At 59.4% G+C, this 22248-nt stretch carries 20 protein-coding genes and 1 pseudogene; 9 read left to right on the forward strand and 12 right to left on the reverse strand.

Going from position 1 to position 22248, the window contains the following annotated elements; all coding sequences use genetic code 11:
* Nucleotides 1-99: 99 nt before the first annotated feature.
* On the reverse strand, nucleotides 100-588 hold the full coding sequence (locus HMPREF3169_RS06600; protein WP_235591056.1) for a hypothetical protein: 489 nt from the start codon (nucleotides 586-588) through the stop codon (nucleotides 100-102).
* A gap of 115 nt (nucleotides 589-703) precedes the next feature.
* A complete protein-coding gene (locus tag HMPREF3169_RS06605) occupies nucleotides 704-1462 on the reverse strand; it encodes a hypothetical protein (RefSeq protein ID WP_061923380.1) in 759 nt (252 codons plus the stop codon).
* A 308-nt stretch (nucleotides 1463-1770) separates the two neighbouring features.
* Here HMPREF3169_RS06605 and HMPREF3169_RS06610 point away from each other — a divergent pair, with 308 nt between their 5' ends.
* From HMPREF3169_RS06610 to HMPREF3169_RS06630, 5 genes are all read left to right on the forward strand, one after another.
* The gene (locus tag HMPREF3169_RS06610; protein ID WP_061923383.1) at nucleotides 1771-2349 is read left to right on the forward strand and encodes a TetR family transcriptional regulator; all 579 of its coding nucleotides are present in this window, start codon (nucleotides 1771-1773) and stop codon (nucleotides 2347-2349) included.
* 14 nt (nucleotides 2350-2363) lie between these two features.
* Entirely contained in the window at nucleotides 2364-4535 is a 2172-nt protein-coding gene (gene glgX, locus HMPREF3169_RS06615) for a glycogen debranching protein GlgX (protein ID WP_061923386.1), read from the forward strand.
* A gap of 36 nt (nucleotides 4536-4571) precedes the next feature.
* A complete protein-coding gene (locus tag HMPREF3169_RS06620) occupies nucleotides 4572-5933 on the forward strand; it encodes a 3'-5' exonuclease (protein ID WP_070456001.1) in 1362 nt (453 codons plus the stop codon).
* A 94-nt stretch (nucleotides 5934-6027) separates the two neighbouring features.
* Nucleotides 6028-6693 (forward strand): hypothetical protein, encoded by a 666-nt coding sequence (locus tag HMPREF3169_RS06625; RefSeq protein WP_070456002.1) that lies wholly within the window; start codon nucleotides 6028-6030, stop codon nucleotides 6691-6693.
* 46 nt (nucleotides 6694-6739) lie between these two features.
* Nucleotides 6740-7765, forward strand: coding sequence for a GTP pyrophosphokinase (locus HMPREF3169_RS06630; RefSeq protein WP_061923395.1), 1026 nt, complete (start codon nucleotides 6740-6742; stop codon nucleotides 7763-7765).
* On the opposite strand, the gene HMPREF3169_RS06635 is transcribed toward HMPREF3169_RS06630, so the two are convergent.
* Genes HMPREF3169_RS06635 through ilvA form a run of 4 tightly spaced genes read right to left on the reverse strand, consistent with a single transcriptional unit; the run spans nucleotide 7762 to nucleotide 10378 of the window.
* A complete protein-coding gene (locus HMPREF3169_RS06635) occupies nucleotides 7762-8148 on the reverse strand; it encodes an RNA-binding S4 domain-containing protein (protein WP_061923398.1) in 387 nt (128 codons plus the stop codon). The two genes, HMPREF3169_RS06630 and HMPREF3169_RS06635, sit on opposite strands and share 4 nt — an antisense overlap.
* Before the next feature lie 14 nt (nucleotides 8149-8162).
* Entirely contained in the window at nucleotides 8163-8399 is a 237-nt protein-coding gene (locus tag HMPREF3169_RS06640) for a hypothetical protein (RefSeq protein WP_061923691.1), read from the reverse strand.
* Nucleotides 8400-8437: 38 nt separating this feature from the next.
* Nucleotides 8438-9079 carry a YigZ family protein gene (locus tag HMPREF3169_RS06645; RefSeq protein ID WP_061923401.1) on the reverse strand — a complete coding sequence of 214 codons (642 nt, stop codon included), beginning with the start codon at nucleotides 9077-9079 and terminating at the stop codon, nucleotides 8438-8440.
* A 15-nt stretch (nucleotides 9080-9094) separates the two neighbouring features.
* Nucleotides 9095-10378 (reverse strand): threonine ammonia-lyase IlvA, encoded by a 1284-nt coding sequence (gene ilvA, locus HMPREF3169_RS06650; RefSeq protein ID WP_061923404.1) that lies wholly within the window; start codon nucleotides 10376-10378, stop codon nucleotides 9095-9097.
* Between the two features lie 219 nt (nucleotides 10379-10597).
* On the opposite strand from ilvA, the gene HMPREF3169_RS06655 reads away from it, so the two are divergent.
* Both HMPREF3169_RS06655 and HMPREF3169_RS06660 read left to right on the forward strand, forming a co-directional pair.
* Nucleotides 10598-12517 carry a choice-of-anchor I family protein gene (locus HMPREF3169_RS06655; protein WP_070456003.1) on the forward strand — a complete coding sequence of 640 codons (1920 nt, stop codon included), beginning with the start codon at nucleotides 10598-10600 and terminating at the stop codon, nucleotides 12515-12517.
* 101 nt (nucleotides 12518-12618) lie between these two features.
* Nucleotides 12619-13119, forward strand: coding sequence for a hypothetical protein (locus tag HMPREF3169_RS06660; RefSeq protein ID WP_061923410.1), 501 nt, complete (start codon nucleotides 12619-12621; stop codon nucleotides 13117-13119).
* Nucleotides 13120-13205: 86 nt separating this feature from the next.
* Here the strand turns inward: HMPREF3169_RS06660 and HMPREF3169_RS06665 are convergent.
* Both HMPREF3169_RS06665 and dnaE read right to left on the reverse strand, forming a co-directional pair.
* Nucleotides 13206-14242 (reverse strand): annotated as a pseudogene (locus tag HMPREF3169_RS06665) (cobalamin-independent methionine synthase II family protein).
* Nucleotides 14243-14372: 130 nt separating this feature from the next.
* Nucleotides 14373-17945: a DNA polymerase III subunit alpha gene (gene dnaE / locus HMPREF3169_RS06670; protein ID WP_070433287.1), complete on the reverse strand. Its 3573-nt coding sequence runs from the start codon at nucleotides 17943-17945 to the stop codon at nucleotides 14373-14375.
* A gap of 100 nt (nucleotides 17946-18045) precedes the next feature.
* On the opposite strand from dnaE, the gene rarD reads away from it, so the two are divergent.
* Nucleotides 18046-18912 carry an EamA family transporter RarD gene (gene rarD / locus HMPREF3169_RS06675; RefSeq protein ID WP_062038271.1) on the forward strand — a complete coding sequence of 289 codons (867 nt, stop codon included), beginning with the start codon at nucleotides 18046-18048 and terminating at the stop codon, nucleotides 18910-18912.
* Here the strand turns inward: rarD and HMPREF3169_RS06680 are convergent.
* The 4 genes from HMPREF3169_RS06680 to lspA form a co-directional block, all read right to left on the reverse strand.
* Complete coding sequence (locus tag HMPREF3169_RS06680) at nucleotides 18909-19172, reverse strand: hypothetical protein (protein WP_062038268.1); 264 nt, start codon at nucleotides 19170-19172, stop codon at nucleotides 18909-18911. The two genes, rarD and HMPREF3169_RS06680, sit on opposite strands and share 4 nt — an antisense overlap.
* Nucleotides 19173-19246: 74 nt before the next feature.
* A complete protein-coding gene (locus HMPREF3169_RS06685; RefSeq protein WP_062043989.1) occupies nucleotides 19247-19822 on the reverse strand; it encodes a hypothetical protein in 576 nt (191 codons plus the stop codon).
* The gene (locus tag HMPREF3169_RS06690; protein ID WP_062038263.1) at nucleotides 19819-20742 is read right to left on the reverse strand and encodes an RluA family pseudouridine synthase; all 924 of its coding nucleotides are present in this window, start codon (nucleotides 20740-20742) and stop codon (nucleotides 19819-19821) included. The genes HMPREF3169_RS06685 and HMPREF3169_RS06690 overlap by 4 nt, the downstream gene beginning before the upstream one ends.
* The gene (lspA, locus tag HMPREF3169_RS06695) at nucleotides 20726-21253 is read right to left on the reverse strand and encodes a signal peptidase II (RefSeq protein WP_061923430.1); all 528 of its coding nucleotides are present in this window, start codon (nucleotides 21251-21253) and stop codon (nucleotides 20726-20728) included. The genes HMPREF3169_RS06690 and lspA overlap by 17 nt, the downstream gene beginning before the upstream one ends.
* A 33-nt stretch (nucleotides 21254-21286) precedes the next feature.
* On the opposite strand from lspA, the gene HMPREF3169_RS06700 reads away from it, so the two are divergent.
* A complete protein-coding gene (locus HMPREF3169_RS06700) occupies nucleotides 21287-22246 on the forward strand; it encodes a hypothetical protein (RefSeq protein WP_061923433.1) in 960 nt (319 codons plus the stop codon).
* Nucleotides 22247-22248 lie beyond the last annotated feature (2 nt).

Raw genomic sequence — 22248 nt, forward strand, 5'->3', positions numbered from 1 at the left:
CGGACTCGCGGTACCAACTACCCCAAATCGACATGATTCCCGCCACACGTCCAGCAAATTACACATAATGTATACCCCCGAGCCCCGCATCCTCGGCCTCTAATCTACGCCCGGCACATCCACGAAGGCCGCCGACCAATAAGCAAACATCGCCATAAACGGCGAAACCACCCACGCGATCCCCGGGGCAAACTTTGGCACAAACTGGACCACCTGCCCCGGATCCGCCGGCGCGGAATGCGCCGTTACCCCGCCAACCACATAGAAAGCCGCCGCACCTGCCAGGCAGGCCACCCCACACCACAGCAATTGCCCGACGCCGCGGAACGCCGCGCCGCGCATATAAGAAAACAGCCCGAAGCAAAGCCCCAAGAAACCCACCAGGACAGCGAATACAATGAAGGAAGAAAATTGCACGTCAGCAACATTTTCGATGGCATAGCCGCCGTCTTCTACTTCACGGCCGGTAAGAGTCGGGCGCCACATCCCCCACACCGCCCCCACTACCGAATAGACAACAAGGACTAGGGCAAGCAGCCCCGCACCGAACCCGATGGAGCGAGGAATACGAAACTTGGACTTGGACACCATTTCTTTATAAGGCCTGACTCGAAAGAACTAAAACGAAAAGGAGGAAGTGCCAAAGCACTCCCTCCTTATAAATTACAGCGCCTTGTTTGACGCTATTTTCTCCGCGGAGAGTTTAGACCTCGCCACAGAAGGTCCAGTTGCCGTTCTCGCGGCGGAAACGCATGGTGGAGCTATCCAGACCTTCGTTGGTGTTGACGTTGACGGTTGCGGAAGCATCGTCACCGTTGACAACAACGTCGTTGATGGACTCAACGCCAATTGCGTTCCAGTCGAAGCCATCCAGCTGGGAGGTGTCCTGGCCGGAAGCTGCGAGCATGTTCTTCAGCTCGTTCATCGGAACATCCGGGATCTGGTTGTAGTCCATGTTGGCAACCTCAGAGCCCTGCGCGTTCAGCACTGCGGAGCAGGTGTGATCCGGCATGTACTTGAAGAACTGGCGCATGGTCTTGGTCTCGTAGAGGCCACGGACCAGCTGATTGATGCCGTCGACATCTCCCTGCTCTGCCGGAGCGCCCTCAACCGGAGCGACCGGCGCGGCGTTCTCAAGCGGGTTGGCGCCACCCTCGAATGGGTTAGCCAGGGTCTCCTCCGCAGCGGCTGCGTTGGAGTCCTTGTCTGCGCCTCCCTTCTTCTCTGCGTCCTTGCCGTCCTTCTTATCCTTGTTTGCGTCCTTGTCCTCGGACTTCTTTTCCTTGCTCGGAGCAGCAGACTTGTCCGCATCCTTGGAAGCCTGCGTGGTCTTCGTGGCGGTGGTCTTGTCGCCACCCTGAGCGTTGTTGGCTTCTTCGTCGTTACCGCAGGCAACGAGGGTCATCGGCAGAACCATGGCTACAGCAACGAGGGACTTCTTCGCAGGGGTTAGAAAAGACAAGGGTTAGGCTCCTGAAATATTTACGATGGCTGGCGTCAAGGCTAAATGTAGGTCGCTGTAAATCGGTTCCGAATGGTCGCCGATTCAGCGCGAGCGAAACAGCCTGAGCCAGTTTTCTTTCCGCCTCATCCTAACAAGTCGAAGGTGCGGAATACATGTCGGATCCCTCAAAGAAGCCTGTGAACTTAGGCCTTTTCTTACACATTTACTGGCAAATGTTAAGCCAGTCACCACTATTCGGCGCACAGGCCTTATACACCTGCCGTGCCGCACGGATGCACCGACAGCCGGACGGGTAAGATAACAGCGTGCAATTAGACCGAGACCGTATTCTTTCGACTGCCCTCGAGCTCTTAAATTCCTACGGGCTCGCGGACGTTACGATGCGCAGAGTCTCCACCGCACTCGGCGTAGCGCCCGGCGCGCTGTACTGGCACGTCGCCAACAAGCAAGCGCTCATCGCCGCCATGGCCGAGAAAATCCTGGCGCCTGTTTCCGGCACGAGCCCGCTAAACGTCGCAAAGAGCCTGCACTCTGCCCTACTCAGCTGGCGCGATGGCGCAGAGGTTGCCAGCGCGGGCCTCGCCTACCCTGATTCCGGGACTTGGGAAGTACTCACCGAAAAGATCGCCGCCTCATTTAAGTCAGTCGAAGGCCACTGCGCCTTGGAAGCCGAGGTTCAGGCGGCGTCGCTAGCCATCGCGCACCTAGTCTTGGGCGCTACCCAGATGGAACAATCGCGCCAGCAGTTGGCAGAGTCAGCTAAGGCCACAGCCTCTGCAGACGCCGCGGATAAATCCCCCGTAGACCACCGCCCAGATATCCACCGCGGCGTCGAGATCATCGTAAACGGCCTGCGCAACCCGCTCGCGGGCACGGAAAATTAATTATGCTCTAGGGCATGACTGAAACCGCTGTCTGCCCTACCCAAGCCTGGCCAGGAAAACCCGCGCCACTAGGATCCACGTTCGATGGCTCCGGTACAAACTTCGCCATCTTTTCTGAAATCGCCGAAAAAATCGAGCTCTGCCTCATCGACCGCGAAGGAAAAGAAGAGCGCGTCGAGCTGAATGAAATAACAGCCCACGTCTGGCATGCCTACCTGCCCAACGTTGGCCCGGGCCAGCGCTATGGCTATCGCATCTATGGCCCCTATGACCCCGCCAATGGCCTGCGCTGCGATCCCTCAAAGCTGCTGGTAGATCCGTATGCTAGGGCCTTCGACGGCGATTTCGATGGCGACGCCTCCCTCTACTCCTATGACATCCACGCCGAAGAGGAAGGCACCGGCCGCAACACTGAAGATTCCCTCGGCCACACCATGCTTTCGGTGGTCATCAACCCCTTCTTCGATTGGGCCGGCGACCGCCGCCCCCGCACCCCTGATAATGAGACGGTCATCTACGAAGCCCACGTCAAGGGCATGACTATGCGCCATCCCGACGTGCCTGAGGAGCTGCGAGGCACGTACGCGGGCATGGCGCATCCAGCGATCATCAACTATTTCAAGGAGCTCGGCGTCACCGCCGTCGAGCTGATGCCGGTGCACCAGTTCCTGCAGGATGATCGCCTACGCAACCTCGGCCTCCGCAACTACTGGGGCTACAACACCTTCGGCTTCTTCGCTCCTCACCTGGACTATGCCTATGCCAAAAAGCCCGGCGAGGCCGTCGCGGAGTTCAAGGCCATGGTGCGTGCCTTCCATGAGGAAGGCATCGAGGTCATCCTCGACGTGGTCTATAACCACACCGCAGAGGGCAACCATCTAGGCCCCACCATCGCCTTCCGCGGCATCGATAACCACGCCTACTATCGCCTGGTTGATGAGGACAAGAGCCTCTACATGGACTACACTGGCACCGGTAATTCCCTTAACGTTCGGCATCCGCACTCGCTGCAGCTGATTATGGATTCGCTGCGCTACTGGGTCACGGAGATGCATGTGGACGGCTTCCGCTTCGACCTGGCGGCGACGCTGGCGCGGGAGCTTGACGACGTCGACAAGCTCGCCACCTTCTTCGACCTCGTGCAACAAGACCCCGTGGTCAGCCAAGTAAAGCTCATCGCGGAGCCCTGGGACGTGGGCCATGATGGCTACCAAGTGGGAAACTTTCCACCGATTTGGAGCGAGTGGAACGGCAAGTACCGCGACACCGTGCGCGATTTCTGGCGCGGCGAGCCCGCCACCTTGGGAGAGTTTGCCTCGCGGCTTACCGGCTCTTCCGATCTTTATGGCAACAATGGCCGCCGCCCTACCGCTTCCATCAACTTCATCACCGCCCACGATGGATTTACGCTGCGGGACCTCGTCACCTACAACGACAAGCACAATGAGGAAAACGGCGAGGACTCCCGCGACGGCGAGTCCTTCAACCGTTCCTGGAACCACGGCGTGGAAGGGCCTACCGAGGACGAAGAGATAAAGAAGTTGCGCCGCCGGCAGGTGCGCAACTTCCTGACCACCTTGTTGCTTTCCCAGGGCACGCCGATGCTTTGCCACGGCGACGAGTTCGGGCGCACGCAGGGCGGCAATAACAACGTCTATTGCCAGGACAACGAGATTTCCTGGATGGATTGGTCGCTGCTGGAAGAAGAAAAGTCCGAGGCGATGCTGGGCTTTACCAAGCGTGTGCTCGCCATCCGCCGCGCGCATCCGGTCTTCCGCAGGCAGCGTTTCTTGGCCGGTGGCCCGCTGGGCTCCGACGTGCAGGACCGCGACATCGCCTGGCTGGTGCCCTCTGGCAAGCTGATGACGCAGGACGACTGGGATCATGACTTTGGCCGCGCGTTGATGGTTTACCTCAACGGAAACGCAATCACCGAGACCACTGCCCGCGGCGAGCGCATCACCGATGATTCCTTCATCATGATCTTCAACGCCCACCACGGCGAGATTGAGTTCACCCTGCCTACCAAGGACTTGGGCGCGCGCTGGCGGCTTATGGTCGATACGGCGGATTCCGGCGGCTACCCCGCGGAGGAAACCTACATTGATGCAGAGGGTACGATCACTGTTCAACCGCGCTCGACGCTGATTCTGCGCCAGGAAGAGCCGCCAGTCTTCGACGCTTAAGAAATTTTCCTCCGATTTTCCCCGGAAAGGTAGTTCGTGTCTTTTCACGCCCACGCCACCCGCATCGATGTCACGAATAAGGAGCTTATTTTCCAAGCTTCTTTGCTTTCTGCTTGCCTGGGCAAGGCTAAACAGGAGCAGGTTGCGCTAAGCGACGTCACCGATGTCACCGTCTGCGCCCCCACCGCGGCGGGCTTTGGATACGTGGAATTAGGCGGCGTCGGCAAGCGCATCGCCTTTGCCCCCAATCAGGACGCGGCGGCTTTCGCGCGTGCGGTCGAGGCTGCGCTGCGCGGTGAGGCGCCGGCGGAGGAGACCTCGGTCAGCGGGCTGAACTTCACCGCCGTTGATGTGGAAACCGCCAACGACGATTGGGGTTCGGTGTGCCAGATTGGTGCGGTGCGTTTCCGCGATGGGCAGGAAACAGAATCCCGCACTTGGCTGTGTACTCCCCCGCCGGGCCTTGAGAAGTTCGCCGATATCAACATCTCGATTCACGGCATTAAGCCTGCCGACGTCGAGGGTGCCCAGCCTTTTGCAGAGGCCGCGGCGGAACTTTTTGAGTTCATGGACGGCGATGTTTTGGTCGCGCACAATGCGCAGTTTGATTCCACCGCTTTGCGCCAGGGCCTGCTGAAGGCTGGCGGTTCGATTCCGGAGATCACCTTGGCATGTTCGCTAGCACTGGCTCGCGATGCCTCTTCTGCCGGCGTTATCGATGTGGTCAACCACAAGCTGCCCACGGTGGCTGCATTCTGTGGCGCCGATGACTTCCAACACCACGAGGCAACTGCCGACGCCCGCGCAGCCGGCGTCATCGTCGCGGACCTTGCGCGGCGCTTTGGGCACGTGGGCTCGGTGGATGAGCTCTTCCGTTCCCGCGAATTTAGCCTCGGCAAGTTGGATAAAGAGGCAATTCTGCCGGTACTGCGCGCGCATACCGCGCCTACCTCTGCGGCCGACCTTGGCGCTGGCACGGACTTCCGCGACAAGACCCGTAAGTCGGGTACTAAGACCGACGCAAAGGCCGGCGGAAAGGAAAAGAAGTCCGGCCGCGGACCCGCTCCGTGGCAGTCGGTAGCCACACCGGATACCATTCCGGACCCGAACCTCGATGCGGATCCGGAAGGCGCGCTCTTTGGCCAAAACGTAACTCTGACCGGTGACTTTGAGCCTTTCGATAAAGGTCTGCTCTGGAAGGGCATCGCTGAGCGCGGCGGCAAGATTGGCAAGAACGTCACCAAAAAGACCACCATTCTGGTCCTCGGCGAGTGGGCGACGAAGACCTCGAAGGAAAAGCGCGCCGAAGAGCTCATCGAAAAAGGCCAGGACATCGCATTGTGGCCGGCGTCGAAGCTGCTGGAAGAACTCCAGCTCAACGAGCAGCCGCCTTTTTAAAAACTCTCCTACTCCGTTGGGAACCGATGGCGGGAAATGGCAGTCCAATTAGTGCAGAAAGTGAAATATTCGTCCTGCGGGGAGGACACACGCCATGACCACTGCCATTGCGCCGGAAAAGTTTGAGTCGCTAGATTTCGAAGCTATCGCCCTAGCGGGGTTGCTGCCGGCCCTAGCGCGCCGGAAGGACTTTTCGGGCGCTACCTTGACGGACCAGGGCTTTGGCGATACTCCTGCTGGAGTGCAGCTCTCCCGCCAGCTTTCGGTGCTATTCCTTCAGCGCGACGAGTTCGCAGACACCTCCGCGCACGCTCCGCGGGCTTTTGTTTCGCATCGCACTATCAGCGGTTTCGGCTTGAGCACCCGCCGCGCGTGGGACTTGGCGGCAGCGAACCTGCAAAGGCGCGCTCTTACTGCCCAAGGACTGCGCTTTCGCACCCGTTGCGCGGCGGAGATTCTGCCGGGCTGCGAGGAAGGCATTCAAATCCAGGCCCGCGGCGCCGAGGCTAGTGCGTGGTTGGCGCATCCGCAGACTTTCAGCATCATGGACTCGCACCTGCGCCGCTTAACCCATGCAACAGCTCGGCAGACGTTGTACTACCTGGTTCCGGATCCCGCCACGGTGGTGGCCTTGCATGACTCGCCGCTAAAGCGCGTCCGGCACTGGTCACGGCGAATAAACGAGCAAAGGCGCCTGCGCGGTGCGGTTCTTGCGCCCGAACCACTATTATGGGCTAACGGATTTCCTCTAGAAGCTTAGGGGAATAAACGCATGCTTAAGCAAAAAGTCAGGAGGTCGGTGCGGGGTGAAGGAATCCGCCATCTCTCGGTTGAGCAACCAGTATCACGAGTGGGTTCGCCGGCATCCACGAGCAGAAGCAGACTTCAACGAGGCCATCGAGGACCTGCTTAACGACGCCGGCGTTATCTTCGACCGCGCCTCCGCCCGCGTCAAGCGCTGGCCATCGCTAAAAGCCAAGGCCAAAAAGCGCCACGCAAACGGCGAGCTTTATTACCCCAGACCCTGGGAAGACATCCACGACGTTCTCGGCGTGCGCATTACGGTCTTCCACTCCACCGCTATCCCCCAGGCGCTCGAGGTCTTGGGCGATTCCTTTGCGGTGGTGCGCTCGGTGGATAAGGCCGCAGAGACCCGCATTTCCGGCGGTTTTGGCTACGGCTCCCACCATTTAGTGCTGCGCGTGACCAACGCGATTGAAGAGCTCGCAGAGTACGAAGGCTGGACCTTTGAGGTACAAATACGCACCGCGCTGCAGCATGCGTGGGCAGAGTTCGAGCACGATATCCGCTATAAGCAAGGCACTGCGGCTCCTTCCGCGCAGGTTGACCGCCTCTTTACCTTGGCCGCCGGGCTTATCGAGCTGGCGGACCAGCAATTCGATCAGATTGCTGCGCTGAAAGATCCTTCCACGGATACCAGCGAAGACGTAGAGCTTTCCGCCGAGACCCTGCCCGGTGTCTTGGCTGTGTTGATGGGCGGGCGCTTCCCGCGCTCGCGTTCGGAGCACTACCGCTTCCTAGCAGAGATTTTGGAGCTCAACGGTGTGACCACAATGAGCCAATTGAAGTCGCTGCTGAATGCAGGTGACATCGCCTTCGTACACGACGCCATCAACTACCGCTTCCGCCCCGGCCAGGTGCGCCTCATCGACGACCTGCTGCTTAATAAATTTGGCAAGCAGCACGTGGAGGCCACTGCCCTTGCAGGAGACCGCAAAGACCGCAAGCGCCGCCTCAATGGCCGCTACAAAGCGCTGCAGAATTACCGCGCGCACTCCTCAAAGACGGAGAAAAAAGAGGCCAATAACTAGCGGAAGCCGCCGCGGAACTTTTCCATCTGGCGGCGTTCCTTCTTGGTAGGCCTGCCCGCGCCGCGCTCGCGGACTGGAACCGAAGGCATGAACTCCTTCGGCGGTGGCGGCGGCGCATGGTCGATGTAACACGCACGAGCCACCGGCGCTCCGACGCGCTTTGCCACGGTGGCTAGGACTTCCAAGTCATGCTCGTGGTGATTGCGCCAGATACGTACGCGATCTCCCGGAACCACCTGCTGGGCAGGCTTTACCGCATTGCCGTTGAGCTTTACGTGCCCCGCCTTCACCGCCTCAGCAGCCTCCGAGCGCGTCTTTGCCATGCGCACAGACCACACCCAGGCGTCGATACGGACGGGTTTTGAGTCAGGTTGGATCGGCATCTAAGCCTTCGGGTCTAGTAATTGTGGTTTTCGTTGACGATCTTTTGCACCTTGCGCCAGTTATAGGCACCGCCAACCACGGCGACGATAAGGCCCAAGGTCATAAAGACCCAGAAACCAGACAAGGCCCACCCAAGCAGCACGCCACCAGCAACGCCGCCGACCACGCTAACTACTCCGTTCCGGGAGTACTTACGAACCTGCTGCTTCTTCAGCTCGATCGGATTGTTGGGGCGTCGTTGCATAGTCATGGCGGCCATTCTAGCGCAGCGCCGACTTTCCCTCGCCCCTAGGCGCCAAGCTCCACCCAGGCGGTGCCGGCTTCGCTAGATTCCACCTCGCCCTGGGAAAGTGCGGCGAGCGTGGCATCCAAGTCTTCCCTGCCGCCGGGCTCGATAGCCAGAGTAAAGGTCACCGCCGCACCATATGCGGTATCAGTAATCTCATAACCACGATTGCGCAGCTCCGCTTCCACGCGGCCGGCCTGGGCATGGCTGAATTCGGCGGTATATAGCTCCCGCAGCGCCCGCGTGCTGCGCTCGACCAGTTCGAGCGCCTCGCTGACCGAACCGCCATAAGCATGAACGAGCCCGCCCGCGCCCAACTTCACGCCACCGAAGTAGCGCACGACTACGGCACAGATATCCAGCATTCCCGAGCCTTTCAGCACGTCAAGCATGGGTTTTCCGGCTGTGCCGGAAGGCTCGCCGTCGTCTGAGGAACGCTCCACTGGGTTGGCTTCGTCAACGTGGTAGATATACGCCGAGCAATGGTGGCGGGCATCAGGGAAGCGTTCGCGCGCGGCGTCGATAAACGCACGCGCCTCACTCTCACAGGTCACTCGATCCACGAGCGTGATAAAGCGCGAGTGCTTAATCTCGATCTCATTTTCAATCTCGCCCGGAACGGGCCGTTCATAGCTGGTCAACACTGCGTGTCAGTCTACCTATGCCACCAGAAAGTCATATTCGGCAGTGCCTGGATGCAGCTGTTGGACGTGAATCTTGGAACTTTCCATGCGCTCAAGCAGTCCGTTCAGGTCCTCTGCACGCCCCAGCTCAAGTCCCACCAAGGCAGCCCCAGTCTCACGATTGTTTCGCTTCAAGTACTCAAACAGCGTGATGTCATCATCCGGGCCCAAAATATCCTGCAGGAAATGTCGCAGCTGGCCTGGTTCCTGCGGGAAATTAACCAAGAAGTAGTGCTTCAAGCCGCGATGCACCAGCGAGCGCTCCATGATTTCGGCATAGCGCAAGACGTCATTGTTACCGCCGGATATCACGCACACCACCACGCTGCCTGGCGCTAACTCCAGCTCGCGCAGACCTGCCACCGAAAGCGCGCCGGCGGGCTCGGCAATGATGCCCTCGTTCTGATACAACCCCAGCAGCTCGGTGCACACAGCGCCTTCAGAAACGCTGTCCCAGCGCACGCGCTGCCTATTTGCCTGCAGGATCTGAAAAGGCAACACCCCTACTCGTTTAACTGCAGCGCCGTCGACGAAGGGATCAACGCTTTCCAAGGTCACCGGCTCGCCTGCCGCGAATGCCGCGCTAAGCGACGCCGCGCCCTGCGGCTCAATTCCCACCACCTGGGTGCGCGGGGACATGTCTGCAAGATAAGAGGTAATTCCGGAGATCAGCCCTCCCCCGCCGACGGGAACCACCATGGTATCCAGGGACTTGCCCTGTGCTGACAGTTGCGCAAGCACCTCGGCAGCGACGGTGCCTTGCCCCGTAACGGTGTCACGCGCGTCGAAGGGCTCGATGAAAATGGCGCCGTGCTCGGCGGCGTCGGCATGCGCGGCTGCGGCGGCCTCATCGAACGTGGAACCGGTGACCACCAGCTCCACCATGTCTGCCCCATGTACCTTAATGCGGTCGCGTTTTTGCTTCGGAGTAGGTTCTGGGACGAAGATTTTTCCTCGAATGCCCATCGAACGGCAAGCATAAGCTACGCCTTGCGCATGGTTTCCGGCCGAAGCTGTCACGATGCCGAGACGGCGCTGCTCCGCCGAAAGGTTTGAGATGCCATACAGCGCGCCGCGGATTTTATAAGAGCGCACGTCTTGCAGGTCTTCGCGCTTGAGATAAACTTCAGCGCCTATTTCTTGGGAAAGGCGCGGGCAATAGTGCAGGGGTGTGGGAGAAATTTCCGAGCTAATTCTCGCCTGTGCCATCTGAATATCGGAGGCATGGATGGGTGAATAAGCAGCGGAAGTTTCAGTCATGCGCCAAGTTTAGCGTGTCCGCTACCCCGCGGGATGCGATTATCTAATAATCGACCGGTTTATGGGAAGTTCACTCAGAACTTTCTGGAGAGTTAGCTGAAGTTAGCATGCGGATAACTTTCTCCAGCGAAGGTATTCGATGGTTTTCGCTGCGTTTTCTCGCACGAATTATCTCTCTTTCCTACTCTCTTCCTACTTTCTTCAAGGAATTCACAACTTATGTCTCAAGCTCCCCGTTTTTCTCTCCGCCGGCGCGCCACCGCAATGTGTGCGGCCCTTGTGACCAGTTTTTCGCTGGTTAGCCCCGCGCATGGCGCCATCGTGGCGAAACCGGTAGAAGAATCTGCCGCCGACGCCGGAATCAAACTCACCCCGCTGGGCACCTACGAGTCCGGGGTGCATGGCGAATCGGCCGCGGAAATCGTGGCCTTCCACGCCGCTTCCCAGCGCATCCTGACCATCAACGCGGTATCGGGTGAGGTCGATATCCTGGATGCTTCCGACGCCGCGCACCCGCGCAAGGTTTCTACCGTCTCCGCTGGCGGCGACAAGGAAATCAACTCCGTCGCCGTCCGCCCTGATGGCCTTGCCGTCGCAGCTGTTCAGCAACAAGACAAGACCGAGCAGGGCGAGGCTCTCTTCTTTGACGTCAACTCGGGCGAGGAGTTGGGGCGTATCACCGTCGGAGCACTGCCGGATAACGTACACATCACTGCTGATGGCGCTTACGCTCTGCTTGCCAATGAGGGCGAGCCTTCTAACGAGCTCAACGCAGCTGGCGATGACTACCTAAGCGATCCGGAGGGTTCCATCTCCGTCATCGCGCTGCCGCAGGATGTCGCAGCGCCGACGCAGGCAGATGCTCGCATCGCTGATTTCCGAGCTTTTGATAACACCCCGCTTCCCGCAGGCGTACGGGTGTTTGGCCCGGAGGCACACGATCCTAAGCCTTCCATCGACTTCGAGCCGGAGTACATCACCTCCGCCGAGGGCAAGGCCTACGTGAGCCTGCAGGAAGCAAATGCCATTGCGGTCGTTGATATCGAATCAGCAAGCGTGGAAAAAATTCTGCCTGCCCACATCGCTGACCACTCCCAAGTAGCCCTCGATACCTCCAACAAAGATGACGCCGCTGAGCTGCGCACCCTGGGGGTTAAGGGCTTGTCGATGCCGGATTCTATCGGCGCTTTCCAAACCAACGGTCAAACCTATTTCGCCACCGCAAACGAGGGCGACGCCCGCGAGTGGGGCATCGATGAGAAAGATGGCGGCACGGGTGTCTACTCCGAGGAGGCCAAGCTGAAGGACCTCATTGAGGCAGGAAAGGTATGTGAGGGCGCGCTTGGCGACGCCAACCTCGACGAGCTTGCCAGCAAGAAAGTCGCCGGCAACCTGAAGGTCACCACGGCTTCCGGCTGGAATGCGGACAAAGAATGCTTCGATACGGTCTATAGCTTTGGCAGCCGTTCCTTTTCTATCTACGACGCCGCCGGCAATGTTGTATTCGATTCTGGCTCCGAGTTCGAGAAAATCAGCGCCAAACTGCATGCCGAAGGCGTCTTAAACCACAACGCCGACAATGAGTCTGCGGAGTTTGATGATCGCTCTGACAATAAGGGCCCGGAACCAGAGGCACTTGCTGTTGGCAAGGTTGACGACAGGACCTACGTATTCATCGGCGCCGAGCGCCTCGGCGGCATCTTTGTCTACGACGTCACCGACCCCACAAATGCTAAGTTCACCACCTACGTCAACAACCGTGACTTCAGCACCGATGAATTTTCCCAGGCCGGCGACCTAGGCCCTGAGGGCTTTGCGTTCGTGGACAAGAAGGACTCCCCAACCGGGCGTTACATGCTCATCGTCGGCAACGAGGTCTCCGGCACGACCACCACCTACGACATCGAAGACCTCACCTCGGCAGACGATCCCGCGCGCGCCTCTTCCGGGGCTTCATCGCAAGGTTCTTCCCTGAGCTCGACCGGAAGCTCCGCGCATGGCTCCTCCGTGGGCGCGGCGCTGAGCATCTTCGCTTTGATCGCAGCGGTGGTCGGTGTGGCCTTCACACCGGGCCTACGTGACCAGATTCTCGGCTTCCTGCCTGGACATCTGCGCTCTGAACTGGAAAAATTCTTCTAGTAAAATTTTAGGCTCTTGATTCGCGCGAGCTTGCTACGGTAGATGAGTTATTAATTGCCTTCACTGGCTCCCGCGCCACACTCTAAGGAGAACTAATTCTCATGCGTCTTTCCACCACCATGGTCGCAGCTTGCGCCACCGGTCTCGCTCTCATCACCCCTGTCGCCGCAAACGCCGCTCCAGCTGCTCCCACGCCAGAACTGTCCGCTGAATGCCAGGCCCAGGTAGATAAGGCTGTTCAGGACCACAAGGATGCTGTTGAGGCCGGCACCGCGGGTTCTTCTTTCATGGGCCCACAGGAGCTGCTCAAGGGAATCCTCAGCGGCTACGGTTCCTCCGGCATGCCGGCAACCCCGCCATGCGTTGCTGCAGAAAAGGACGCCGCCGCTAAGGCCAAGGAAGAGGAAAATTGGTCAAAGATGCCGGAGTGGGCACAGTCCGCTCGCCCATCTGAGGAGACCAAGGAAGTCTTCGCTTGGGTCTCCATCGCCCTGACCGGCGTCGCTACGGTTGTCCAGGTCCTCGCAATGGTTGCTAAGGCTAACCCGGCCATCCTCGAGCCGGTCAAGCAGATGCTGCGCAACGCAGGCGTCAAGTTCTAAAACCTTAAAGAAGCGGCACGCGCTCCTCACTTTCGCGGGGTAGGGCGCGTGCCGCTTTTCGTATGTGGAAGACCTATTCAGAAGGACTAGAACAGTTCGCGGGTGGCGAGCTCGGCGCCATCGACAAGCGCTTGTAGCTTTGCCCACGCAATCTGATAGTGCAGACGCCCACCCAGGCCGCAGTCAGTCGAGGCCACGACGTTTTCCGGGCCTACCAGCTCGGCAAACTTGATGATGCGATCGGCCACGAGCTGCGGGTGCTCCACCGCATTGGTGGAATGCGAAACCACGCCCGGGTAGATGACGGTTCCCTCCGGCAGCTTGTGGTCCTGCCACACGCGCCACTCGTGGGCATGGCGCGGCGAAGCGCCCTCGAAGGAGAAACCACCGACCTTGGCCTGCAGAATCTCTTCGATGATGTCACCGAACGGGATGTCGGTGACATGCGGTCCATGCCACGATCCCCAGCAGATGTGCAAGCGGGTCTGCTCGCGCGGGATGTCCTTGATGGACTCGTTGAGCACCGCGATGCGCTCATGCAGGAAAGCCTGGAAGTCAGCCACTGACGGCTCCGGCACCACGCTATCCCAGGCCTCTGCCAGGTCAGGGGCATCGAACTGAACAGTCAGACCAGCATCGGTGATGGCCTTGTACTCCGCTTTCAGGGCCTCACCGCAGGCGCGGACCAGGTCGATGTCTTCCTCATAGAACTTGTTGGGAAGGCGCGCCGCCGAGCCCGGCGACAATGCCGCCACGAAGCCGTTGCTGGCCCCTGCCTTGCTCATCGCCTGCTTCAGCAAAGAAACATCCGCATCCACCTGGTCATGGCCAATGTAGGTCACGGGACCGGTGAACTCTGGGTTCGCCACCTTCTTGCGACCGGTAAAAATGCCCGAGTCAGGGTCGTTATAGGCCTCCGCGAAAAGCGCTCGGTCACGGCGATCCTTCATCGAAGAAAGGCGAATCTTACCTGGCGCTTTACGACGTCGTCTACCGAGCGCTCCAGGATCTCGTGAAAGGCTTCGTCGCTAATTTCTCCGGCAGAACGCTGAAGGTTAGCCTCCAGCAGTTCCTCCGTACGCGGCAGCGAACCCACGTGGGTAGTGCGAATCTTGTTGACCATAAGTGCGTGTACCTCCGATTTTTCACTTCTAGACTGTGCTGTCTAGATTAACCGAAGGCTCCACGCGCGTTAAGGCTTTTGGCGCTTTAGATTCACCTGCTAAGTTCACCCATTAAAGTCACGCGGCCGTCTAGCCCAGAATTCCGGCACCCATCGTGGCCTTCAAGTCACCCATCAGGTTGCCCGAACGCTCCACGCGCAGGTGTTCGCCAAGGACCATCATGGTGGACTCCGCGCCGTCGACAAGCGTTAAGTACACATCCGACTCGCCCTTGTTGTTGACCAGCACCTGCTTGAGCTTGGCGATGTTTTCCATCGTGCACTGATCCGTGCGCATGGTAAGGCGCAGCGGCAGGCCCGCTCCCCCACCTGGCCCCAAATCCGGCACCCGGATATCGGAGCAGAACAGGGACATACGCTCGTCACGAATTTTGACCTGTACTTTGGCCAAAATGATGTTGTCTTCCGCAATCTGCGGGGCCACCAGCGAATAGACCTGGTTGAATACCAGAATATCCACCTGCGCGCCGTTGTGGTCTTCCATATTCACGATCGCCCACGGAGAGCCATCACGCTTGGAAAAGCGCCTGTCAACGCCCGAGATGATGCCGCCGATGACCAGCTCCTGGCCGTTTTGAACCTCGCCGGAGAGAATCTTCGGCAGTGGCGTATCCGTCTGCGACTCAAGTGCTTCCTCGAAACCGTCCAGCGGATGGCCGGAGACGTAAAGACCCAGCATCTCTCGCTCCAGGGCGAGCTCATGCTTGCGCTCCCAGTTGTCGTCCGGGATATCAATGGCGAAGGCAGAAGCCACTTCAGATTGCTCATCGCCGCCGAAGCCAGCAAAAAGGTCGAACTGCCCCTTGTCCGCTGCCTTCTTCGTGGTCTGCACGGCATCGACTGCATCCTCGTGGATGAGCATCAAGCCCTTGCGCGGGTGCTCCATGGAATCGAAGGCGCCGGCCTTGATGAGCGATTCCGTCACGCGCTTGGTGCAAGCGGTCAGCTCAATCTTGTCGAGGTAATCCGAAAAAGAGGTATATGCGCCCTTTTCCTTGCGGGTCTTGACGATGGACTCCACCACTTCCGAGCCGACGTTACGGATAGCGCCCATGCCGAAGCGAATATCCTCACCGACCGCCTGGAAGTTCTCCACAGACTCGTTGACGTCGGGCGAAAGCACCTTGATGCCAAGGTGGCGGCAATCGGAAAGATAGATAGCGGACTTATCTTTCTTATCGCCCACCGAGGTCAGCAGCGCTGCCATGTACTCCGGCGCGTAGTAGGCCTTGAGATACGCGGTCCAGAAGGAAACCAGGCCGTAGCCTGCGGCGTGGGACTTGTTAAACGCGTAGGAAGCGAAGGGCTCAATCGTGCCCCACAGCGCATCCATGGCGTCCTTGGAGTAGCCGTTTTCCTGCATGCCGCCCCAGAACTTGTCGTACTGCTGGGCCAGGACTTCTGGCTTCTTCTTACCCATGGCCTTGCGGAAGCCATCTGCCTCACCAGCGGTGTAATTGGCTACCTTCTGGGAGATACGCATGATCTGCTCCTGGTAGACGATAAGACCATAGGTCTCATCGAGGATCTCACGCAGCGGCTCCTCCAGCTCGGGGTGAATCGGCGTGATTTCCTTGCGGCCGTTCTTGCGGTCCGCATAGTCCCAGTGTGCGTTAACGCCCATCGGGCCCGGGCGGTATAGCGCCAGCGACGCGACGATGTCTTTAAAGCCCGTCGGTTTCATGCGCTTAAGCAGCTCCTGCATGCCGCCGGAGTCCAGCTGGAACACGCCCAGGGTCTCGCCGCGGGAAAGCAGCTCGTATACCTTTGACACGTTAGGGTCGTCGGCGTGGATTTCCTCCAGTTGGATTTCCTCGCCGCGGTTTTTCTTGATGTTTTCTAGGCAATCGCCGATGACTGTGAGGTTTCGCAGTCCCAGGAAGTCCATCTTCAGCAGGCCAATGGCCTCGCATGCCGGGTAATCCCAGCCGGTAATATACGCGCCGTCGGCAGGCCTTTGCCACATCGGAATGTGGTCCATCAGGCGCACGGACGCCATAATCACCGCACAAGCGTGCACACCGGCCTGGCGGACGACGCCCTCGAGACCACGCGCGGTCTCATAAATCTTCTTGACGTCCGGGTCCGTCTCAATCATCTGCCGGACCTCGGTGGCCTCTGAGTAGCGCTCGTGCTCCGGGTCCATGATGCCCGATAGCGGAATGTCCTTCGCCATGATGGCAGGCGGCAGCGCGCCGTTGATGCGGTCAGCCATCTGGAAGCCTGGCTGGCCAAAGTGCACTTTCGCGGAGTCCTTGATGGCCTGCTTGGTCTTCACGGTGCCGAAGGTAATCACCTGCGCGACCTTGTCCTCGCCCCAACGATCGGCGGCGTACTGAATCATCTCGCCACGGCGGCGGTCGTCGAAGTCGATATCAATATCCGGTGCGGATGGACGCTCCGGGTTGAGGAATCGCTCGAAGAGGAGGTCGTGCTCAATTGGGTCAATATTCGTGATGGTAAGCGCGTAAGCCACCAGCGCACCTGCCGCGGAACCACGCCCCGGCCCCACGCGAATGCCCACGGATCGCGCATGCTTGATGAGCTCGGCCACGATGAGGAAGTAGGAAGGATAACCCTTCATATCGATGACGCTGATTTCATACTCAGCGCGCTTCACGTACTCCTCCGGCACCTCCTTGCCCGGGAAGCGATCCTGCAGGCCCTCCATCACCTCGTGGGTCAGCCAGGAAGTTGGCGTGTGACCTTCCGGCACGTCCGCAATCGGCATGCGGTCGTGGGTATGCTCCTCCCAAATCTCGCCGTAGTCCTGTACGCGTTCGGCGATCCACAGGGTGTTATCGCAGCCGTCTGGAATCATGTCATCCCAGATCTCACGCATCTGCGCTGCGGATTTGATGTAGTAACCGGTGCCGTCAAACTTGAAGCGATCCGGGTCCATGAAGGTCTTGCCGGTCTGCACACACAGCATTGCCTCATGCGAGGGCGCCTGGCTTTCCAGCACGTAGTGGCAGTCATTGGTAACAAGCGGCGGCAAGTCCAGTTTGCGGCCGATTTCCAACAGGCCGTCACGCGTGCGCTTCTCGATGTCGAGCCCGTGGTCCATGAGCTCCAAGAAGAAGTTGTCCTTGCCATAGATGTCCTGCCACATCGCCGCAGCCTCCAGCGCCTCGTCGAACTGCCCTAAGCGCAGGCGAGTCTGGACGTCGCCAGACGGGCAGCCGGTGGTGGCGATGATGCCTTCTGCATGCTCTGCGATGAGCTCGGCATCCATACGCGGCCACTTACCCAATTGGCCCTCATAAGAAGCCAGCGAGGAAAGCTTGAACAGGTTTTTCAGGCCCGTCGCGTTTTCCGCCAGCATGGTTTGGTGCAGGTAAGCACCCGATGCGGAGACGTCGTCGCGCTTTTGATCAGGAGTGCCCCACAGCACGCGCTTTTTGTTAAAGCGGGACTCCGGCGCCATGTAGGCCTCAATGCCGATGATGGGTTTCACACCCGCGCTGGTCATCCTCTTATAGAAAGCGTTAGAGCCATACATATTGCCGTGGTCGGTCATGCCCACGGCCGGCATCTCCTGGCGCACCACCTCATCGGCGAGCATGTCCACCTTGGCCATGCCGTCCAACATCGAGAACTCGGTGTGATTGTGAAGGTGAACAAAGGAGGAGTTTTTCGCCATGCGGGTTAGTTTAGCGGGCGCGTCAAACCCCGACGCCGCGCCGAAAATACTGACAAGAATTCTTCGCAGTTTCGGCTGCCAACGAGTACATTATTTCCCGATGATTTACACCATTGCTGCCTATCTCATGTGGGGCTTCTTCCCCGCTTTCTTCCCGCTTTTGCTGCCAGCGAGCCCGCTGGAGATTCTGGCGCACCGCATCGTGTGGACTGCCGTGCTGGTTACCGGTTTCCTTTTCCTCACCGGCGGTTGGCGCGAGTTACGGGCGTTTAGCGCACGCACGTGGGGATGGATGCTCGCGTGTGGTGTGGCCATTACGGTCAACTGGGGCACTTACGTCATTGCGATTAACTCCGGGCATGTTGCCGACGCCGCGCTGGGCTACTTCATCAACCCGCTTGTTTCGGTGGCGCTCGGCATCATCTTCTTGAAGGAAACGCTCAACAAGGCGCAGGCGGCATCGGTTGGAGTGGCCTTCATCGCCGTTATCTGGCTGACGTTTATGACCGGCCAGGCACCGTATATCTCCCTGGCTTTGGCGTTTAGCTTTGGCATCTACGGCCTTATGAAAAAGCGCATCCACGTCTCCTCTACTGGTTCGGTGGCGGCGGAGACCATCGCGATGCTGCCGGTGGCAATCGGCTACCTGGTCTGGCTAACCTTCCAAGGCCAATCCACATTCGCCAGCGAAGGCCCCAGCCACATTGTGCTTCTGATTGCCTCCGGCCTGATCACCGCTTTGCCGCTGCTGTGCTTTGCCAAGGGCGCCAAACAGCTACCGCTGGCCACAGTGGGCATGCTGCAGTACATGACCCCTATCATGCAGATGCTCTGGGCACTGTTTGTCAATCACGAGCACATGTCCACCGCCCGCTGGATTGGCTTTGGCATCATCTGGGTGGCGGTTATCATCTACCTCGCGGATCTGGTCCGCACGCGCCGCGCTTCCCGACGCCGCGCCCGCTAACGCATCTCTTTCCGCGCTGCCTTTGCTCGGCGGCGCCTTTCTTTTTCTTCCCGCGCATCAAGCGCCCAGCGCGGCATCTGAAAAATCATAAACAAGCAATAGACGGCCACGAAGGCACAGATGCCAATCGAAAGCGGCTCACCGGAAGTAAAAAACAGAAACACCAGCCCAATAAGACAGAACACCAGCCCCGCCCACACGGCAATGTAGGCAAAGCGGTAGTTCGGCATCCAGGCGCTGGTATCGGCAAAAATGCGCATCTTTATCCTCTTCTGTGTTCCTTCTTCCGGTTCTTTTGCGAGCCCTTTCGCGAGAGCCCGTGCTTGAGCATGCACTAGTACTGCAAGGAATTTAGGGGCCGGACGCCAAAGCTGCCCCAGGCGGCGTCGGCAGGCGCGGGTTCTACTGCAGCAACCAACTCGTTGCCGGCAATCTCGCGCAGGCTATCGCCATCAGCCCAGACGATGACCGCATCCACCTTCGACGGCACATTCGCTTGGCCTACTCCCGCATAGGAATCGCGCAGGCGCTTTATCTCCGTATCGATAACGCCAGCGCGGTCTGCTCCTGCAGTAGGCTCCGGCACTGCCAAAGGTGCCGCCATCCCTAAGATGATGGCGCTCATGCGCGGGGCCGGCTGCGCCAGAGCGGCGACCTGCTGCGAGTTCAATGACTCGTCAAAGCTGACCAACGCATATGACGGTTCATCGGCAGCAGCAAGCGCATCTGCCGCCCGCGCTATGTATTCCTCCCGCGACTCATTATCGGGGCCTAGCTGATCCCCCTGCAGAGCCACCGTCGACTTGGTACCGAAAAGCCCAAAGCACAGCAGGATGAATAGAACAAACATTACTGCCATAACGCCCGCTGCTATCCGACGCCGCCGATAAATCTCCGGTGGATGCCTCATCCGCGTAGTTCCTCCAGCGCAAAGCGCAGATCATCCGGATACGGCGCCGACACCTCGAAGTACTTGCCCGTTCCCGGGTGGGCAAAGCCCAACGTCACCGCATGCAGCCACTGCCTAACCAGCCGCAGGCGCTTGGCCAGGTTCGGATCGCAGCCATACATGGGATCGCCCACGCAGGGATGCCCCGTTGCCGCCATGTGCACGCGAATCTGGTGGGTGCGCCCAGTTTCTAGGTGTACCTCGAGCAGGCTGGCCTCGCGAAAGGCTTCAAGTAGCTTGTAGTGGGTCACGGCGTGCTTGCCATCGTCTACCACCGCAAACTTCCAGCCGGAGGAGGGATGGCGGCCAATCGGCGCATCGATGGTTCCCACAATCGGGTCCGGGAGGCCCTGGACCACCGCGTGATAGGTCTTGGTCACGGTGCGTTCTTTAAACGCTGCCTTCAGCTGCGAATAGGCGCGCTCACTTGCGGCCACCACCATCACGCCCGAGGTGCCGACGTCAAGGCGGTGGACGATGCCCTTGCGTTCGGTAGGCCCCGCGTCGGCAAGCTGGTAGCCCGCCGCGCGCAAACCGCCGATGACCGTGGGGCCTTCCCAGCCCAGCGTCGGATGCGCTGCCACGCCCACCGGCTTGTGCACGCAGATGACATCGTCATCGGCATAGAGCACATCCATGCCCTCGACGAGTTCTTCCTTCGGAATCAGCGGCTCCTCCGGCGCGGGCATCATGACGTCAATCCAGCCGCCTGCCTCCAAGCGGTCGGACTTGGCTACCGCAGCACCGTCCATCTCGACGTCGCCAGCCATGCACAAATCCGCAGCCTTTGCCCGGGAGATACCGATGAGCTTGGCCAAGGCGGCGTCGGCACGCATGCCCTCGAGGCCTTCTGGAATCGGAAGTCTACGACTCTCGCGCATCGCCACCTGCCTTTTCTGCTTGCTTCTTTGTATCTTCCAGCAACATCGCCACAATGAATACCACTACGCCGCAGGTAATCGAGGCATCCGCCAGATTAAATACTGCGAACCGTCCCACGGAGATGTAATCCACTACATGACCAAACCAAAAGCCCGGCTCGCGGAAGAGTCGGTCGATGAGGTTACCCAGCGCGCCGCCGGCGATCATGGCTAAGCTCACGGCCTGCCATTTGTCCTTCATCCGCGGCGCCGCGATAGCCACGCCCACGACGAATGCCAGCTGAATGGTGGTAAACAGCCAAGTACTGCCCTCGCCGCCCATAGAAAAGGCCGCGCCGGGGTTAAACAGAAGGTAGAAGCGGAACCATCCGCCGATAATATTCATCGGCTCCCCCTCAGTGAGGATGGACAGCATTATTTGCTTTACTGCTTGGTCAATGACGGCCACCGCGGTAACTACCGCGGCCATCAGCCCAACGAAACTCCTTCTTTTTTGACTCACCCAAGTCATTCTAAACACCCGCTTCCGGTAATTTGGAATGCTGTGTTCCGTGTTAAAGCTTTAGCCACCGTTTCTGTCCTCGCGCTCGCCGCCTCACCGCTTAGCGCCTGCTCCTATGAAAAGCCTGCGCCAACCGTTGAGCAGCCGGTGGGCCTGCCAATCGACGCCCCGCGTATCACCGTCGAATCCGCAGGCAGCGGAGAAAAGCGGGTGCTTTCCTACCACGACATCGATGCCGAGCAGAAAGTCACCTATTCCGTAACCGAGGGCTTTAGCCAGGACCTGATGAAGTCAACAGCTGCCAAGGACTTCAATGCCTCCAAGATTAAGGCGGCCACCACGACGCTGCCGCTAGAGGCCAGCGTCGATGAGGCTACCGAGAACGTCGAGGGCCAGCTGCCTGCTACCCGCAACGTTTTTGCCACCAGCGGCACGCCGGAATACTCCGGGGATGCTGATGCTTCCTCCGGCGAGGGATTCCAGTTTGGCTGGCGTGCCGAGGACTCGGGCCAGATGTCTTCGCTGCGCTTGGCCGCGCCGCAAGACGGCACCGACGAGGCCCGCGGCATTACTGAACAGGCCATCATGAAGCTGACTTCCCTACCTGTAGTCTTCCCGGACGAGGAAATCGGCAAGGGCGCAAAGTGGTCAGTGGAATCCCGCGTGGCCGGCGAGTCCACTTTGCTGCAAACCGCAACTTATACGCTGGATGAGCAGGACGGCGACGTCGTCAAGCTCAGTGTTTCTGTAAAGCAGCGCCCATCCCTGGGCGCGCTGTCTTTCGAAGGGCAAGCCGCGGGCACGGAGCTGGCTGATAAAGAGCTCAAGGTCATGGACTCCACAACCGATTCCTCTGGCCAGCTGACCGTGGACCTATCGCAGCCGCTGCCAACCGACGGCGAGGTGGCCATCGACACCAAAATCACCTACGGCGCCGACTCCTCCGACCTGCGCGTGGTGCAGTCCACCACCACAGATCTGAAGTTCTCCCCAGCTAAGTAGTT

This window comes from Corynebacterium sp. HMSC08C04 (assembly GCF_001807495.1).
GTDB classification, from domain to species: Bacteria; Actinomycetota; Actinomycetes; order Mycobacteriales; family Mycobacteriaceae; genus Corynebacterium; species Corynebacterium simulans.

Excerpts from the sequence above, each read along its gene's own strand:
- glgX (WP_061923386.1), top strand. The coding sequence starts at position 2,364 with ATGACTGAAACCGCTGTCTGCCCTACCCAAGCCTGGCCAGGAAAACCC.
- HMPREF3169_RS06625 (WP_070456002.1), top strand. The coding sequence starts at position 6,028 with ATGACCACTGCCATTGCGCCGGAAAAGTTTGAGTCGCTAGATTTCGAA.
- HMPREF3169_RS06635 (WP_061923398.1), bottom strand. The coding sequence starts at position 8,148 with ATGCCGATCCAACCTGACTCAAAACCCGTCCGTATCGACGCCTGGGTG.
- HMPREF3169_RS06640 (WP_061923691.1), bottom strand. The coding sequence starts at position 8,399 with ATGACTATGCAACGACGCCCCAACAATCCGATCGAGCTGAAGAAGCAG.
- ilvA (WP_061923404.1), bottom strand. The coding sequence starts at position 10,378 with ATGACTGAAACTTCCGCTGCTTATTCACCCATCCATGCCTCCGATATT.
- HMPREF3169_RS06655 (WP_070456003.1), top strand. The coding sequence starts at position 10,598 with ATGTCTCAAGCTCCCCGTTTTTCTCTCCGCCGGCGCGCCACCGCAATG.
- HMPREF3169_RS06660 (WP_061923410.1), top strand. The coding sequence starts at position 12,619 with ATGCGTCTTTCCACCACCATGGTCGCAGCTTGCGCCACCGGTCTCGCT.
- dnaE (WP_070433287.1), bottom strand. The coding sequence starts at position 17,945 with ATGGCGAAAAACTCCTCCTTTGTTCACCTTCACAATCACACCGAGTTC.
- rarD (WP_062038271.1), top strand. The coding sequence starts at position 18,046 with ATGATTTACACCATTGCTGCCTATCTCATGTGGGGCTTCTTCCCCGCT.
- HMPREF3169_RS06680 (WP_062038268.1), bottom strand. The coding sequence starts at position 19,172 with ATGCGCATTTTTGCCGATACCAGCGCCTGGATGCCGAACTACCGCTTT.
- HMPREF3169_RS06685 (WP_062043989.1), bottom strand. The coding sequence starts at position 19,822 with ATGAGGCATCCACCGGAGATTTATCGGCGGCGTCGGATAGCAGCGGGC.
- HMPREF3169_RS06690 (WP_062038263.1), bottom strand. The coding sequence starts at position 20,742 with ATGCGCGAGAGTCGTAGACTTCCGATTCCAGAAGGCCTCGAGGGCATG.
- lspA (WP_061923430.1), bottom strand. The coding sequence starts at position 21,253 with ATGACTTGGGTGAGTCAAAAAAGAAGGAGTTTCGTTGGGCTGATGGCC.